Source organism: Pseudoalteromonas sp. MIP2626, from assembly GCF_013414205.1.
In the GTDB taxonomy this organism is placed as follows: Bacteria; Pseudomonadota; Gammaproteobacteria; order Enterobacterales; family Alteromonadaceae; genus Pseudoalteromonas; species Pseudoalteromonas nigrifaciens.
In genome coordinates, this window is the sequence record NZ_JAATTW010000002.1 from 71,349 (window position 1) to 88,071 (window position 16,723).

Annotated in this window: 21 protein-coding genes; 20 read left to right on the plus strand and 1 reads right to left on the minus strand. The window is 45.3% G+C overall.

Annotation, left to right across the window (positions count from 1 at the left end; genetic code table 11):
- Positions 1-3 precede the first annotated feature (3 nt).
- The 17 genes from HC000_RS02120 (at position 4) to HC000_RS02200 (ending at position 13,409) form a co-directional block, all read left to right on the plus strand.
- A complete protein-coding gene (locus HC000_RS02120) occupies positions 4-783 on the plus strand; it encodes a hypothetical protein (protein WP_179806832.1) in 780 nt (259 codons plus the stop codon).
- 1 nt (position 784) lies between these two features.
- Entirely contained in the window at positions 785-1,144 is a 360-nt protein-coding gene (locus HC000_RS02125) for a hypothetical protein (RefSeq protein ID WP_179806833.1), read from the plus strand.
- Positions 1,137-1,322: a hypothetical protein gene (locus HC000_RS02130; protein WP_179806834.1), complete on the plus strand. Its 186-nt coding sequence runs from the start codon at positions 1,137-1,139 to the stop codon at positions 1,320-1,322. The genes HC000_RS02125 and HC000_RS02130 overlap by 8 nt, the downstream gene beginning before the upstream one ends.
- Position 1,323: 1 nt before the next feature.
- Positions 1,324-1,704 (plus strand): hypothetical protein, encoded by a 381-nt coding sequence (locus HC000_RS02135; protein ID WP_179806835.1) that lies wholly within the window; start codon positions 1,324-1,326, stop codon positions 1,702-1,704.
- 79 nt (positions 1,705-1,783) lie between these two features.
- Positions 1,784-2,677 (plus strand): DUF932 domain-containing protein, encoded by an 894-nt coding sequence (locus tag HC000_RS02140; protein WP_179806836.1) that lies wholly within the window; start codon positions 1,784-1,786, stop codon positions 2,675-2,677.
- Between the two features lie 276 nt (positions 2,678-2,953).
- A complete protein-coding gene (locus tag HC000_RS02145; RefSeq protein WP_179806837.1) occupies positions 2,954-5,611 on the plus strand; it encodes a primase-helicase family protein in 2,658 nt (885 codons plus the stop codon).
- Entirely contained in the window at positions 5,608-5,832 is a 225-nt protein-coding gene (locus HC000_RS02150) for a hypothetical protein (RefSeq protein WP_179806838.1), read from the plus strand. The genes HC000_RS02145 and HC000_RS02150 overlap by 4 nt, the downstream gene beginning before the upstream one ends.
- Positions 5,829-6,845, plus strand: a complete 1,017-nt coding sequence (locus tag HC000_RS02155) for a PD-(D/E)XK nuclease family protein (protein WP_179806839.1) — start codon at positions 5,829-5,831, stop codon at positions 6,843-6,845. The genes HC000_RS02150 and HC000_RS02155 overlap by 4 nt, the downstream gene beginning before the upstream one ends.
- Positions 6,835-8,220, plus strand: coding sequence for a DEAD/DEAH box helicase (locus tag HC000_RS02160; RefSeq protein WP_179806840.1), 1,386 nt, complete (start codon positions 6,835-6,837; stop codon positions 8,218-8,220). Before HC000_RS02155 ends, HC000_RS02160 begins: the two co-directional genes overlap by 11 nt.
- Before the next feature lie 26 nt (positions 8,221-8,246).
- On the plus strand, positions 8,247-8,618 hold the full coding sequence (locus HC000_RS02165; protein WP_179806841.1) for a hypothetical protein: 372 nt from the start codon (positions 8,247-8,249) through the stop codon (positions 8,616-8,618).
- 2 nt (positions 8,619-8,620) lie between these two features.
- Entirely contained in the window at positions 8,621-9,046 is a 426-nt protein-coding gene (locus HC000_RS02170; RefSeq protein WP_179806842.1) for a hypothetical protein, read from the plus strand.
- A 193-nt stretch (positions 9,047-9,239) separates the two neighbouring features.
- Complete coding sequence (locus tag HC000_RS02175; protein WP_179806843.1) at positions 9,240-9,944, plus strand: hypothetical protein; 705 nt, start codon at positions 9,240-9,242, stop codon at positions 9,942-9,944.
- A gap of 219 nt (positions 9,945-10,163) precedes the next feature.
- Entirely contained in the window at positions 10,164-10,712 is a 549-nt protein-coding gene (locus HC000_RS02180; RefSeq protein ID WP_179806844.1) for a 3'-5' exonuclease, read from the plus strand.
- A gap of 53 nt (positions 10,713-10,765) precedes the next feature.
- Positions 10,766-11,167, plus strand: coding sequence for a hypothetical protein (locus HC000_RS02185; RefSeq protein WP_179806845.1), 402 nt, complete (start codon positions 10,766-10,768; stop codon positions 11,165-11,167).
- 129 nt (positions 11,168-11,296) lie between these two features.
- On the plus strand, positions 11,297-11,899 hold the full coding sequence (locus HC000_RS02190) for a helix-turn-helix transcriptional regulator (RefSeq protein WP_179806846.1): 603 nt from the start codon (positions 11,297-11,299) through the stop codon (positions 11,897-11,899).
- Between the two features lie 26 nt (positions 11,900-11,925).
- A complete protein-coding gene (locus HC000_RS02195; RefSeq protein ID WP_179806847.1) occupies positions 11,926-12,339 on the plus strand; it encodes a DUF3310 domain-containing protein in 414 nt (137 codons plus the stop codon).
- A gap of 200 nt (positions 12,340-12,539) precedes the next feature.
- Positions 12,540-13,409: an FAD-dependent thymidylate synthase gene (locus tag HC000_RS02200; protein ID WP_179806848.1), complete on the plus strand. Its 870-nt coding sequence runs from the start codon at positions 12,540-12,542 to the stop codon at positions 13,407-13,409.
- 150 nt (positions 13,410-13,559) lie between these two features.
- On the opposite strand, the gene HC000_RS02205 is transcribed toward HC000_RS02200, so the two are convergent.
- Positions 13,560-14,294: a type II restriction endonuclease gene (locus HC000_RS02205; RefSeq protein WP_179806849.1), complete on the minus strand. Its 735-nt coding sequence runs from the start codon at positions 14,292-14,294 to the stop codon at positions 13,560-13,562.
- Between the two features lie 326 nt (positions 14,295-14,620).
- Here HC000_RS02205 and HC000_RS02215 point away from each other — a divergent pair, with 326 nt between their 5' ends.
- From HC000_RS02215 to HC000_RS02225, 3 genes are all read left to right on the plus strand, one after another.
- On the plus strand, positions 14,621-15,472 hold the full coding sequence (locus HC000_RS02215) for a Dam family site-specific DNA-(adenine-N6)-methyltransferase (protein ID WP_179806850.1): 852 nt from the start codon (positions 14,621-14,623) through the stop codon (positions 15,470-15,472).
- 17 nt (positions 15,473-15,489) lie between these two features.
- A complete protein-coding gene (gene mutH / locus HC000_RS02220; RefSeq protein ID WP_179806851.1) occupies positions 15,490-16,164 on the plus strand; it encodes a DNA mismatch repair endonuclease MutH in 675 nt (224 codons plus the stop codon).
- Between the two features lie 121 nt (positions 16,165-16,285).
- Positions 16,286-16,585: an IS66 family insertion sequence element accessory protein TnpB gene (locus HC000_RS02225; RefSeq protein WP_179806852.1), complete on the plus strand. Its 300-nt coding sequence runs from the start codon at positions 16,286-16,288 to the stop codon at positions 16,583-16,585.
- The last annotated feature ends 138 nt before the right edge of the window (positions 16,586-16,723 follow it).

The window sequence follows — 16,723 nt, forward strand, 5'->3', positions numbered from 1 at the left end:
AACATGTCAGTACAAAATATCGCAGACAGCGCAACGAGCATTTTAAAACAGATAATCGAAGTAGCCGCGGCACACAACGAAACCGTTGACGAATTTAATATGGCCATTGATCGCATCGAAGAGCTTGAGGCTGAGTGCACCAAGTTGCGAATCGAGAACCTAACCATCGTGGAACTCAAAGCGCAGATTGACGACATGCAAGCAGTGATTAATAAGAAGAACGCGACGCTGAACAAACAAAGCGACGTGATTGATAAGGCCATCGAGCACAAAGGTATTGACCGTGCCGAGGTGCAGAAGTTACGTGCCGAGTTGAAGTTGTTACAGCAGCTTGACCCTAAGCGCCTAGAGAAAGTGAACAAGACCCAGAAAGCCAAGATTGCTGAGCTTAAGGCCGATGTTGAAGCCGCCCGCAAGCAGAAGGTTGAGGCCATGAAGAACGCCACTGAGCTTGCCCGTAAGATGAAGGCCGAAGGTTACGCGCCATTTTACGTTGACCCTGTAACGGGCAACAGCATTCGTATGATACCGCACATGTTCGTGAACAAAGACAACGGTTTTGGTGGCATAGCGCACACGCCTGTCCTTGAGTTCCACCACCGCGAACGTGGCATCACGCGCCAAGGCATCTTAACAGCCTCTGGCGATGTGAATTGGGCAATGGCGTCTAACTCATCACCTACTGAGCTGGATTCGCAGATAGCCAAAGACCACATTCTTGATTACTGCCAGCGTAACAAAGTGGCAACCAAATTCATCAAAGAAATAAAGAAGGCGGCATAACATGTCAAAACCAAACAATTTCGCAACGACAAAGCCAACTGTCGTACTCCTAGTAATGCCTGACGCTGAGCCTAAGGTGCTTAAAGACAGTGACGATATCATTATGGTGTTCCCTAACTTAAAGAAGGCACAGAAACACGTAGCGAACCGAATTGAGGGCGAGTTTCACCCTTTCATCGAGTACGCAAACCACGAGCCGGTGCATGGTGCTGGCGACCGTGAGCAAACGCACAACCGCCGCTGCTTGAAGTGCAATGAGTTCTTACGCCCAAGCTACCGACAAACCAAATCAGTTATGCCCGATGGCTCAGAAATGGCCGTTGTTGAGCTTGACTGCCCACGGTGTGACCTAAATGAATAAGCTTAAAATGTACGTTAGCGCCCTTTCTGAGTGGCTTTTAGACCCTTTGTTCATGTGCATTGCGTTCCTAGCCATTAGCGTACTTGGTGACTTCTTTGGCCGTGACCCAGCAGCCGTAACAGCGGGTGACATTTACCTAGCAGCCACCCTTGTAATACTTGCAGTAAGAGAGAAATGAAATGAAGAATAATCAAACAGGTGCAATCCGCGTTGGGGAAAAGTTTTACGTAATCGAGACTAACCCAGCAAAGTCCACGGTGTTTAATACCGAGATGTCACCACAGGACATGATTGAATACTGCGGCCTCATACCGAAGTTCGCCACCGAGGGAGGCAAGACCTTCCGCGAGAACTTAGACGACAACTACGTCTATGGCACTAATTGGAGCAGCGAGGCAACCGTGGACGAGAACTACGTGTACCACTACCCGCAAGATGAGCCGCTTGTCCCAATCATTATGATCCGAGACATAGACAGCGACGACCAAGTAATCATGTACCCATATGGCATAACCGCAGTACGCGACAATGGCAAATGGGTCACATCACGGCTCGACTAACCCCGGGCATTAACAATAAGACCAGGGCACATTTTAGTGCCCTTTTTTAGCATAAAAGACCACACCACAAGGATTTAAAATGAGCGCAGTATTGAAGTTCCCCACAAAACCAGCAGTGTTAAACTTAGTTCATGCCAAAGAATCAGCAGCGCAAATACACGCGTCGGCTGGCCTGTTCTTCCCCGTTGAATGCCGACCACTAACCGAGTTAACAGGCTTACCAGACCGTGACTTGCAGGCTATTGTACGCAAAGACACGAACACAGTGCTGGCAGTACACGGCCAACGCTACACACTGATTAAGAATGCCGATGTGTACGACCGCGTTGACTCAGCTATCCGTGGCTCTGAGGCATTGGACACTAGCGGCATGCAGATTGTCGACTCTGTTGCCTATGAAGGTGGCCGCTCGATACGTTCGTACATTTTCCCTGAGCACAAAATCAGCATAGGCCGTGGGCGACGTGACGTTACCAACCTGCGACTAAATGTAATTAACAGCTACGATGGGTCAACGAACCTGCGTATCAACATGGGTGGTTATCGCCTTGTGTGTGCTAACGGTATGGTCGTTGGTGATGATGTATCAAACTATGTTGCTCGCCACACCTCAGGATTCCAAGTAGATGAAGTAAAAACGCGTGTAGCGGCCTCTGTCGATAACTTCATGCGAATGGGCGAGCAATGGCGAAGATGGTCTAAAGAGCTTTGTACGGACGATAAGGCCATAGCGTTAATTAAGGCTTTTTCTCGTGGTTCTGCGGCCATGAACACCCGCCTGTTCGACATATGGTTAGCAGAGAGTGGCACACTTGGCAAAACGATGTGGGCGTTCTTTAACACGCTGACATATTGGTCAACACACGCTGCGATTAAATCGGCCAGCCAGCCTAATGCGCCTGCAATTGTACTAGAGCGTGAAGCACGCGTTTCCCGTTTCTTAGGACATCCACTATTCAAAGCGGCGGCTTAAAACTAGTGAATGTTATTAGTAACACTGCTAAACTATCTAACAGCCTACTAATAAACACAAAAATAATATGCCCGATTTCATAGACAGATCTGTTGAGCAGCAAGAGTTTATGCTTGCCGCTCAGCTCAAGAACGCACGGATAGTTACTGTGCGACTAGAACCCAAAGAAGCCTGTTACAACTGCGCTGAGCCATTGGTACATATCCCGAACCAATTGTTCTGTGACGCAGATTGTGCAGACGATTTCGACAAATACCCAAGGGAGGCATAAATACGATGAAACTACACTTTGTTTCCGCGCACAGCAAAATAGGGCCATTACGCAAGACTATCGGCCTAGCGGACGGCAGTTCTCGCTCATACCCTCTTGCTGCAAAGCTGACGTCGCATGAAGCAGAGTTGAATGTAGAAGAAGAAGGTTTGGAGGGCTACCGCAGCCTAATCCTTGAGAACGCTAAGTACGGGCGAGCACTGTACAAGGGCTTATTCACCCGCCCTTTAGTGTATGAGTCACGCCGTAACATGGTTGATCAAGACGCTCGCACTAGCTTTTTAGTGTTAGACGTTGATGGCCTTAAGCTGAAAGGTGATGTTAAAGAGCGTTACCGTACATCTGACGTGCGTGATGTGGCCGAGTCGGTAATTGAAATGCTACCGACTTCACTGCATGGCGTTTCGTATATGGCGATGGCCTCTAGCTCGTTTGGCCTGAACCAAGATGAGGTGTCGGTACACATACACTTTTTGTTGAAGAACCCTGTTTCGCACCGTGCGTTAAAGGACTGGTTGACCTCGCTTAACTATTCACAAATGGATATTTACCAGCGTTTAAAGTTAACCAAAACTAAGACACGATTAAAGAGTGTAATTGACCCTTGCCTAGCTGAGCCATCACGACTTATCTATGTTGCACCACCAAGTTTTGGACCCAAGCAGCCTAACCCCTTCGCCAATGACGACGAGCGTTTCGTGGTAGTTGACAAGGACGAACCACTGCTTAATTTGGACCCACTACTTGAGAGCATTCATGACCGAATGGATGCAATCAACCAAATACGTGACACCAAGATTAAGGAACTACAGCAAGAGGCGGGCATCACTCGTCACAAGCCGAAGTTCACGCGCATTAACGTAGATGGCAGACCAATGAACGTAATGGCTAACCCGCCACCGGTTCGCATGGAGTTTGCCTACGAAGATTCCGAGTTTGTGCGTTACAACGTTGGTGGTAGCAAGAACAATGCGTACTGGGTAGCTCGCTCAAACCCAGAAGTTGTGCGCTGTTTCGTGCCAGACGAACCCGCTTTTATGTTCAAGTCTGCTGACCCTGAGGCTTACGCTAAACACGTAGAGCGTTATGGTGAAGCATACGAAGAAGTGAAGGACGAAGAAGGCGTTTACCGCAAGGTGCAACGCTCTATGTTCATCGACCAAACATCTGACTCATATATCACGATGGAGTACGACCGCGAGAACGACGAGATTGTTGAGCTTAACGAGCGACGCAACGCACAGGTAGCCGAAGAGTGGTTAAAGCACTACGGCCAGCTAGTACCCGACCCCGTACCTGCGATGCACATAACACTTGACCCAAATCGTGAAGAAACCAAATTCTCAGTTGGGGATAAGGACTACATCAACCGCTTCAAGCCATCTATTTACATGCGCGAGAAGACTGAGCACCCATACCCAGAAACATTAACGTATGGCAATGCTTGGATGCTGCACTACGACTGCCCTGTTATATCAGAGATTATCCTGAACATGTTGGGCGACGATATGGATTGTTTTGAGCACTTCATCAACTGGATGGCGTTCATCATGCAGAAACGTGATAAGACGCAGACAGCATGGCTTGTTCACGGAACAGAGGGCACAGGTAAAGGCTTGTTATTCAAAGCTGTTTTACGCCCACTTATCGGCCAGCAATATGTAGCGCAGAACACGTTACAAGGTATTGCAGACGACCAGTTCAACGGCTGGATGGAAGATTTAATGCTACTCATGGTCGATGAGTTCAACATGCGCGGTGCGGCCAGCTTAACCAAAGCAGCCTCGCTACTTAAAACGCGCATCACAGAGCCAACCATGATGTTGCGTAAGATGCAGCAACAACAGCGCGAGGTTACACAACGCCTGAACTTCATCTTTGCAACGAATGACCTTGATGCTATGCCTGTGTCAGATAAACGACGCTACAACATTGCACCAAGACAGCAGCGCGACCTTGAAACACGCTTAGGTTACATAAAGGCGCACCGAGAGCACACCGATGGTTTGATCAAAGGCGAACTACACGCTTTTGCCACCTACCTACGGTCATTCAAAATCGACATGAACCAAGCCAGCTCAATTCTAATGAACCAAGCACGTATCGACACGCAGAAAGCAGGTATGAGCGCGACTGATAGCTTTTTCTCTTCATTACGCGATGGTGATTTTGGCTCATTCATTGGTATTTTGGATAAGTCAGCAGCCAACCTTGAACCTAAAGAGTTCGCCCAGCTGACCCGCGTTAAGACGTTCTTAACCGCGAACCTAGAGCATGTGAATACAGGCAAACCTTGTTACATATTGCCCGAAGACCTACGGATGCTCTACAGCTACCTAGCGGGCAAAGAAATATCAGATAACGCGCTATCCCGCATGTTATCAACCCATGACGTTGAAAAGAAACGCAAGTCTCATCCTGTCGGGGCGCATAAGGCACTACCTTCTCGCCCTCGCTGTGTTGAAGTTGTGTGGACATACAGCGACTTGGACATTTTAGAAGAAATTAGAGAGGCCAACGGTTCGTTACCTAAGAACGTGGCATCTATCAACGCAAATCAAAGAACAAGCAACGACTTTGACAAGGCAATGGCTGAGGCCAGAGAAATGTTAGAGAAGTCCGCTGAACCCGAAATATACTCGAACGAGGGATTTAACCTATGACCAACCCTATTCTTTACACGTCAAAGACATGTAAGTTCTGTGACGATGTTATCACCTACGCGACATTCACCAATACAACTTTAACCAAAGTAGACATTGCTGACTCGAACCCGCATGGCCTGCGCTCAGCACCAGCCATTGCCTACGAAGACAATGTGTATATTGGCCTTGATAACTGTGCAGCATTTCTTCGCCGCCATGCCAAGGAGCAGCGTAAATGAACTTTGCTGAAAAGCTAAAGGCCAAGGCACTTGAAACAGGCCAGAAGTCGATTGAGAAAGAAGTTGTAGTCGTCGACAAAGCAGCAAATAAAGAGGGTCTAGCAGCAATGCTAGGCGCTCGTGCCAAAGCAACAAATCAACAGTCTGTGGTTACACAGGCTCCATCACCCACTGTCAAAAAAGCAGGTAGCCTAAATGCTCTATCGAATGCACTTAAACAAGCAAAAGAAACGCGCGAAGAAGTCCGAGGCGCAATGGTCATCGACTTCCCTACTGCCGCAGTCCGAGCTTGGTCGTTCTCAACACTCAAGAAGTTTGAAAACTGTCAGTGGGCAGTAAAGCTAGGCAAAGTAGATAAGATTTATGTTGAGTCAGGCGAGGCCGCACAGCGCGGTACACTGATTCACGATGGTTGCGAAGAATGGGTACGAGGAAATATTGCTGAGTTACCAGCCGACCCGCGCACCAAGTTCGACCAGCTATCAGGTGACTTTACCACACTACGCGAAGAGTTCCGCGCAGGCAAAGTTACAATGGAAGAAAACTGGGGCATCCGCAAAGACTGGTCGCCATGTGAATGGGACGACGACGAGCTTTGGGGTCGTGCAAAACTGGATGCGTTCGTGCTGGAAGATGAGCACTCATGTCGCATTATCGACTACAAAACTGGCCGCAAGTTTGGCAACGAAATGAAACACGCTGACCAAGGCTTGAGCTACGCGCTGCATGCTATGTATCGCTACCCTGAGCTAGACGTTTTTCGCGTTGAGTTCTGGTACATAGATGAAGGTATCAAGATGTTGCGTACCTTTAACCGCCGCCAGCTGGGGATGCTAATCCTACGCATGCACAACCGCGCCAAGAAGTTGACTACGACCAAGGACTTCATCCCTTCGGCCAACGCTCACACATGTAGATTCTGTGAGTACGGCTGCAATACGAACAAAGAAGGCAAGGCTTACGGTAACGGCGCGTGTGGTTTCGACCACTATAGGGGGCTAGATGTTGCCTAAAAAGCCTAAACCAGTATTTACTCCATTCGGGCATCAAGCATCGTTTGCCCGTTTATGGGGTGAAAACGAGCGGGTGCTAAATTTCGATGGCTGCGGTACAGGTAAAACACTGGCCTGCATTCATGCTGTAAAGACTTACTGGCCTGAGGCGCGTGTACTTGTACTCGCTCCCCTGTCTATCTTGACACCAGCATGGGCTAAAGACCTACGTTTTGGCTGGCCCGAAACCACCTATGCCATTGCCTCAGGGACAGCGGCCAAGAAACGCAAAGCCCTAAAAGGTAACGCACAGTGGGTTATAACTAACCACGACACTGTGAAGATGATCGACAATGAAGAGCTAGCCCCAAACTTTGATGTATTGATTGTCGACGAAGGCGATGCGTTCCGAAACCGTGCGTCTATGCGTTCAAAATCAATCAACCGAATAGCCGGTGACATTGGCAAAATGGCATTAATGACTGGCACACCTTCGCCAAATACCATATTGGACATTTGGCACTTGGCCTTCTTAATTGACCGAGGCGAACGCTTAGGCAAGAACTTCTTTGGTTTTCGCCAGCAAGTATGCGACCCGAAACCTGTACTTGGCGCACCCGCTGGGGCGATGAAGTGGGAAGACAAAGAAGGTGCAGCTGACCATGTAACCCTTATGCTTTCTGACATTACTTCACGCGTTGCCCTAAATGACGTGCAGGAGTTGCCAGAAACCATTTACCGCGAGGTATCTGTTGAGCTGCCACCTAAACTGCGCCGCGACTATGAGTTCTTGAAACGCGAGTCGGTACTGGCGCTGGAAAGTGGCGAAATGCTTAATGCTGTTCATGCTGGATCACGTATGCAGAAACTTCTACAGACGTTATCAGGTGGCGTGTACAACGAAGATGGCTCAGTAGTTAACGTACACAAAGAGCGTTACGAGTTGGTGCTTGATTTAGTTGAAGAGACTGACCACGCATTAGTGGCCTTCAACTGGACACACCAACGCGATGGCCTTGTAGCAGAGGCCACAAAACGCCGACTAAAATATGCTGTAATTGATGGGAGCACCCCAACACTTGAGCGTAACCGAATCGTTTACCAATTTCAGCAAGGTAACATTCAAGTAATTTTCGCACACCCGCAGTCAGCGGGACACGGATTAACCCTAACAGTCGCAAACCGTGTGATATGGGCCAGTCCAACCTATCGTGCCGACCTGTATGAGCAGTTTAACCACCGCATAATACGAACAGGCCAAGAACGTAAGACCGAGATTATCCACATTGCTGCCGAGGACACCGTAGAGGAAATTGTCTACGCAAAGATGCTCGACAAGCAAATGAATATGATTGACTTACTAAACACTATCGCAGGACTGTCGCAAGCAGCCTAACAAATATCACTAAAGAGAGAACTATTATGAACAAAGCACCATTAAACAAATTCGCTATCACTGCAACAGACTTCGACCTTGAAGCTTTTAACGAGGTGGTAAAGGACGTTCGTAACACCCGCAAGCAAGTTGTTGACTTCGGCGGCGATTTTGAAGACACCCGCGAGAAGTTAAATGAAGCGCACGAAGGGCTAAAGAAAGCCATGACAGACTTCAACCTTGATGAAATCACTAAGCTTACGGCTGAGTGCAAGCGATTAACGGCCAAGCTCGAAACAACACCTGTCACAAAAGTACAGGCGTTCGACTTAGCAATGAACAAATTACACGAGTTTTTTGAGGCCGAGTGTCGCGCCCCAAAGGACGAAATCCAACTTGAAGATAAGAAGGCAGCATAAACATGTCAGCAGCAGAAGAATTACCAGTAGAACTTAGAGAACCCATCCCAGCTAGCGAGTTACCAGACCGCAAGGCTGTTGTTACCGAGCTGTTTAACACACGCCGCGCTATCGCTTTGATCGAGGCCGAGCAGCTAAAGGCACTCAAAGAACGCAAGGCCGAGCTTGAGAACTTCCTAAAGGCCACGCTAGAAGTGGGCGAAAAGGTGTCATACGCGGGCATTGGCTCTGTGTCTATGGCCGAAGAAACACAGCCCTCTGTAACCGATTGGGAGGCATTGTACGAGTACATTAAAGATAACGATGCGTTCTACTTCCTACAGCGCAAAATCAACGCAGCGCCTTTCAGAGAGCTGCTAAGTACAGGCGAATCGCTTGTTGGTGTATCACCTATTCAAGTACGAAAAATATCAGTACGTAAAAATTAATTAGTATTACTATTGACTTAAATTAGTAGTAACACTACTATGCGACCTTAACTAGTTCTCTCTTATGTGACTTGTTGTGGTTGCTTGCTCACCCCCGCTTACCTAGTCAGTTTGTGGGGGTTTATTGATCTTAGCGGGTCGAATTGACTCAATATCGAATTAACAAATTAACCAATAATCAGGAATAAATATTATGTCGAAGAAAACAGAAGTAGCAGTACAAGATGAGCGTTTTGGCGGTGTAGCAACTATCGAAGAGCGTAGCGCGTATGTGGGTCGTGGTTCAGAAGGCGTAACAGCAGCTGACCTTGCAATCCCTCGCTTGAAACTTCTTCAAATGATTAACCCAGAAGTAGAACCAGGCAACGCTCGTCGCGTTGATGGTGCTCAAGCTGGTATGATCATGAACAGTGTTACAGAAGAACTTCACACGTCAATGTTCGTAATAAACTTAAACTTCACTCGCAAGATTGTAGTATGGCGCAAACGTAAGTTAGGCGGCGGTATGGTTGGCTCGTTCGACACCGAAGTTGAAGCTTATGACGCGTTAGAAGAGCAAGGTCTAGCGGCTAAAGACCATGACATCTCAGAGAACCCAACTCATCTAGTGTTAGTGCTAGACGACGAAGGCAATCCGAAGTCGGTTGCTCTTCTTGATATGCCGGGGGTTAAAGCCAAAAAGTCACGAACGTGGAACACACTTATCGCTGGCGAAGAAAAACAAGGCAACCCTCGCTTTGGTTGTGTTTGGCAACTTGGCGTTGTGTCTGAGTCTAATAGCTCAGGTAATTTCTTCAACCTTGACGTATCACTTGTCGCTCATGCTCCCGATGAGTTATACGCGCAAGCTGTTGAAATGTACGACGCTATGTTTGCAAACAAAGCCGAAGCTGCATAATTAAAGCCCTCCACTTAGGGCTTTGGCCGACCTCACAAGGGTCGGCTTTTTTTGTAACCTAAAAGTATTAGTTGTATACGAACTGATCAACTTTCACACTTAACTTGAACCCAGTGTTAACAGTTGCACCATCCTACACTTTTTTACTTTTCAAATGTTAATTGTTCCATTATGGTGCAGCCGCTCGACCTAGAGGGGTCAGACAAGAAGGAAAAATTCATGTTTAAAGATTTCATGGTTGACCTAGAGTCAATGGGTACAGAATCAGGTGACGCTATCATTGCGATTGGCGTAGTACCGATGGACATTGCCGCCCGACAGCTTGGCGACGAGTTCTACATTAAGGTTAGCCTAGAGAGTTGCCAAACAGTTGGACTGAATATCAATGCAGACACCGTTATGTGGTGGATGCAGCAAGACCAAGCAGCCCGTGCCCAATTCAAAAATAACAACGCTTTTCCACGAATAGCTGATGCCCTGCGCCAGTTAAGCCAGTTCATCGACTATCAAGCAGGCCAATACTCGGCAGCCGAAATCAATATATGGGGCAATGGCTCTATAATGGATAACGCGCTACTAAAGGCAGCCTACAAAGCGTGTAATGCCCAGCTGCCTTGGACACACAAAGGCGACTTGTGCTACAGAACGCTGCGCTACCTTACACCAAATGTTACGGACATCGAACCTGAGATTGCACATCATGCTTTACATGATGCAAAAGCACAGGCGTTGACCTTGTTTAAACGCTTTGATGCACTAGGCATATAATGATTGAATCGCAATACACGGCAAACATTGGAAAGCGTTTGCCCGCTGACATAATGCGATCATGGAAGATTAACGATAACTTCGCAGGCGGTGTGCCTGATGCTTTTTACCGCCATAGACAGGGTGTCCGCCCTCTCTGGATTGAGTACAAGTTCATTAAAACACTCCCTAAGCGACCAAGTACACTAATTGTGCCCAACCTATCACAGCAGCAGCTTATGTGGCTACAGGAAAGCGTTGAGGCCAAAGAACTTGCAGCGGTGGTAATAGGCTGCGAATCACTTAAACACAAACGACAAGTGTGCGGCGTTGTACTAACCGACCCCGAAGAGTGGGTAAACGGTATAACGGCTGAACAATTTGCTGAACGCTCTAAAACACTGAACTATGACGCAATAGCCATGTTCATTACGAACACTACTAAAATAGGGGTGCTGGCCAACAATCTACTGTGACCTGAGTAGACAGGCTGGATGCCGATCCCGCTGGTAGACATGGCTTAGCAAGGCTTAGCAGTACATTGACAAATAACAGTGTCACTGTTACTATTGCTATAAGCAAAGCAACCACAACGGGTAATATGAATGGAATATAGTGACGACGTACTAAAAAAAGTACAACTAGCGTGGTCTACCCATAGAAATGCTGAGGCGCTTAACCAAGAAAAAGCGGCAAAGGCAATGGGTATGAACCAATCGGCTTTCAGCCAGTATCTTAGGGGTGCTATACCACTAAACACTGACTTTCTCACGAAGTTCACTGCTTTTACAGGTACAGAATTTGAAAACCTTGGCGTGAAAAACGGCGCAGTCAAGGGACGCCCTGTTAAGGTTAAGACAACTTTATCAGGCCGCAAGCCTAGTGTCTCATCTCTATTCGTTGAGACTATACTTGAGAGCGAGGAATCGTATCTTGTCGAGGTTGACTACCAAGACTACGCGCTGCCAAAAGGATCAATGTTACTGATTAACCCAAAAGGGTCAGTACGCGAGAACGAAAGTGTTTTTTATGTGCGTGGGGGTCAGAACCCTAACGTCGTAGGTACTTTAGCAGAAACCGAAGAAGGCTGGGAGATTTTAGAGCAACTTTGGCAAGGCGGTAAACGCTATTTAGTCGACCCAGAAGACGACGTTAGTCGGGTCGTGTGTGTGTACTATCCGAACCAAAGGGGCAGACTATTTAAGTAAGCGGTTAGAACCCGCAGGACTATCTAATGCCGGACACTGAAAAAATAAGTATTAACACTGACATTATAGAAAAAGCGCCTCATTACAATACTCGTGGTATTGAGGCAATCAACTTCATACGGCATATGGATTTTGCACTAGGTAATGCGTTCAAATACGTTTGGCGCTATGGCCTGAAAGATGTTACTGACCTTGAAAAAGGTAAGCGGAATTATTATATACGCGACGCACTGGTACACCGCCCTACTCTAGTTAGCTGTGCTACCGCTGCACACCTTACTCGCCTGCTATCTACAGTAGCTGACGAGTTCGCCAAAGCGCAGTTTGAAATGTTGGTTTCCCTCATTTGGGCATCATCTGGCGACTACGACATGCTTATTAGCCGCGCTAAGCAGCTGGAGTTGTTCCCTATCTCCGTTGAAGCTTTGGTGCTGGGATAAAATATGATGGCTAAAGGTATTGAGTGGGTGACACTTAACGCTATGGCTAGCGCGACAGGTTATACTGTCGCCGCACTACGTAGCAAGATAAAGCGTGGACAGTTGTTTGAGGAAAAGCATTGGCGCAGAGCGCAGGATGGTAGACTTCTTATACATGTTGTAAATTTTAACGAATGGCTTAAGCAGTAACACTAATAATCATGATAACAGCAAATGTAATAACAGACTCAATAGCAAATGGTGTACGAATCACTACAGTTGAACTACAATATCCTAGGTTTATACACGCAGAGCTTATGACGCACCGTGTCTTTTCACGTAACGCCGCAAGCTCCCGCGCAATACCTGCGAAGAAAGTAAGAGAGCAAGTATGGAAAGAACCAGCATTGCCCGTGCATTGGGGCGAGAACCAGCGTGGCATGCAAGCGAAAAACAGCCTGCACGGTATGAAACTACGCTTAGCGCGGACTATGTGGCGCGGTGCATCGAATGTGGCCTGCGGGTTACATTGGGCGATGGAAAAAGTATCGCTACACAAGCAAGTCTCGAATCGTATATTAGAAACGTTCCAAACAATGAAGGTTTTGGTTACATCAACGGAGTGGGCGAATTTCTTATGGTTACGCGACCATGAAGACGCACAGCCTGAGATACGAGTGCTTGCCGAGCAACTGAGTACGGCCTTAGATAGTAGTAACCCTACTACTTTAGGCTATCAGGAGTGGCACATGCCCTACATCACCCCCGAGTTACGTGAAAAGTATGACCTACAGACCCTGTTGATGATTTCGGTTTCATGTTGTGCACAGATTAGCTACCGCGTTTTAGACCCGTCACTAGCTAAAGCTGAGCAGATATTCAGATCACTTACATCAGGTAGCCGTGTACATGCGTCACCTTTTGAGCACCAAGCATCACCTATTCCAACATACCACAAGTTGAGTAATACAAAGGCCAAGCGCATAGGCGTAACGCATGTAGATACCGATGGTGTTCGTTGGTCTGGGAATTTCCGTGGCTGGATTCAGCATAGGCAGCTTGTTAAAGGACATGTTGTAACTGCCGAGTAAATTTAGCACCTATGGCTAACAATATAGGTGCTAAATTGTTTTTTATATTACAATATAAAACAAAACCTACGTAAAATGCTTTAGTCTTTAAAAACAGTTTAAATATTAAAAATACGATATTATGGTTTTATAGTGAATCTTTGAAAACCTTTAATTATTCTTAACCCATTCTCTATATTCTTTAATATTAGAGAATGCGCCTCCTCTCTCGGAAGCCGTCCTTTCGTAATTACGCCAATAGTTTAGGAACTCAGCTTCGCTACTAAACACACTATCCCCAGACCGAAAGTCATCGAGAGTACCATTTATGCTCCCAATGTTAGTAGTGTTACCCGAACCTGCTTTATCCCCCGATATTTTCCACTTTTCTTGGAAAAAGGTATTAACTTCTTTATAGGGTAGAGGTATTTTAGTAATGTCTTTTATAGAAAATATCTCTTCACCACCTGCTTTTTTATTAGCTACCCGTGTGTAAACATAGCCTAAAACCCAATGTTCCTTATACTGATCAAAGGGAAAAACAATGTTTTTCGTATTGTTGCGAATAAAACTCGTATAACCACCTAGTGTGAACTTGAATTTTTTATTAACAGCAGATATGTATGTAGTTTTAACATCGATAGCTATTTTTTCGTTTGGTTTATTTTTATCCACTAGAGTGAAGTCAGGGTAGTGATTTTGGACAGTCGGCTCTATCATCTCAAAACCGTTTTCTTCTGCAAACTTTTTTATGATAGGTCTTGAGAACAGCTCGAATACTGTACTCAGCACCTTTGTATCACTACCAAGAGGGTACACATCCCCTTGTGTAGAGACAATGCCGCAAACATTATAGCTAGGTGCAAACTCTTCCAGTAAAGCCTCAAAACTTTTTTGTATATCCATATTGTATTCCTTTTTGAATTTCTTTTATTAATTCAGTAGGCGCTTCATCCAAGGCGTTGCAAATTAGAAAAAATTCACTTAATTCTATTTTCCTTTCACCACTTTCGTATTTAGAAACAAACGACTGAGGGCGACCTAATAGCTCGGCCAATTGAAGCTGAGTTATTTTTTTACTTAATCTGATTTTTTTGAAAAGTTTGTGATACAAAATTTTCCTCCGAAATAATCCTTCTATTTTGCACCTACATTGAAAATATCCCAAATTGGGATTGCGCCAAGGGTTCGAATCAGTTACAATATAAAAAAGAGTTTACAAGGCAAATATTTTGAAAGCTAGAGTTAATGTCCCTCCTATAAAATCACAAGGTATAAAAACAAAACTTGTCCCTTGGATCGAATTACTTATACCTAAAGATTTTAGTGGTAACTGGATAGAACCTTTTATGGGTACTGGCGTGGTTGGATTTAACCTCGCCCCCCCAAATGCCCTTCTCCGCGATACAAACCCTCATTTGATAAATTTTTATATGGGATTAAAAACTGGAGAAATTACTCCGGAAATAGTAAGAGAGCATCTAGAGAAAGAAGGAGCAATATTGCTTGATAAGGGTGAGGAACATTACTATTTTATCCGGGAAAGGTTTAACGCGGAGCACAGCCCTTTAGATTTTCTTTTTCTTAATCGAGCATGCTTTAATGGAATGATGAGATTTAACCGGAAGGGTGGTTTTAACGTTCCATTTTGTAGAAAGCCCACTAGATTCGCTAAAGCCTACGTAACGAAAATAGTTAACCAAGTTAGTATCACACAACAAACAATTATTGAAAAAAACATTGATTTTAAATGCCAACCGTTTGAGTTAACTCTAGCCGAAGCAAAAAGTGGTGATATTGTTTATTGTGACCCGCCTTACTTAGGAAGGAACGCTGATTATTTCAATTCCTGGGATGAAAGCCATGAGAAAAAACTTTTTGACGCATTAAGTAGTTCAAAGGCGGATTTCATACTCTCAACTTGGCACCATAACGACTTCAGGAAAAATGAAAATATTGAGTTATACTGGAATAAATTTAATATATATACCAGAGAACATTTTTATCACGTTGGAGCAAGTGAAAAGAATAGAAAACCTATGATTGAAGCCATATCAAGCACTATCGACCTAGATATTATTTAACTATACAGGCCACAGCAGTGAAAGCCCCAAAACCGCCCAAAAGTTTAGAGGAATTAATCAGTAGAGCTAACGACATAGCAGGTTTAAGCATTGTCGAGTTAGCTGGTAGATATTCGTTGAACGTGCCTAAAGACCTGACCAAAAATAAAGGCTGGGTAGGTCAAATGTTGGAATATGTTTTGGGGGCAACAGCAAGCTCTAAACCCGTACCAGATTTTGAGCTACTTGGTGTCGAACTTAAGACGATACCCATATCTAAGCTTGGCAAACCTTTAGAAACAACTTTTATTACCTCTACCCCATTGCTTAATATTTCAGGGGCTAAATGGGAGGATAGCGTTGTAAAGAAAAAGTTAAGAAATGTTCTTTGGGTGCCAATACTAAGCTGCAAAAGTATTCCTTTTCCTAACCGTATTATTGGCACTGGTTTTCTATGGGAGCTGGATAAAGAGCTAGAAAAAACACTTAAAAATGATTGGGAAGAGCAAATGGAGTTAATAGCGCTCGGCATGGTAGAAAAAATAACTGCAAATTTAGGAACAGCATTACAAATCAGGCCCAAAGCAGCTAGTAGTAGTTCTGTAACAAATGCTATAGGAAAACATGGAAAAGTAATACAAACCAATCCTAAAGGATATTATTTGAAAAAAGAGATAACTCAGAAAATACTCGATGATCAGTTTAGGCTTTAGCAATTACGAATGTTCGTAGTTACACTTTAACTCTTATAATGGTGAGCGTCCGGCAAATTGCGTCTGACAAATTAATCTCAACTTAAGTAAGTTACAACCAAACAATTATTTGGAGTAACTTATGAGAATTATGCGCAACACAGAGCAATGGCAAACCATCATCCATGAACAACAATCAAGTGGTTTAACCATCATTGATTATTGCCGGCAACATCAATTATCAATGACTAGCTTTTATGCGGTAAGAAAGAAACTCGGCCTATCATCGAATAATTTCGTTCGCGCCAAAATTACACAGCAAGTCGAAATAGTTGATGAACAACCATCCATCACGTTAACTGTCGGCAAGGCTAACGTTAGTTTGCCAGCCACAACCTCCGCAACGTATTTAAGCCAGTTACTACGCGAGTTTGTTCAATGAAAATGTTTGTTGAGCCGTCAGAGGTTTTTCTGCATCGGGATTTTGTCGACTTTCGAAAAAGTATTAATGGCTTAGTGAGTATTGTTGAAGATGAGCTTGTTCGCGATGCCTATACCGGTACGTTGTTTGTATTTTGTA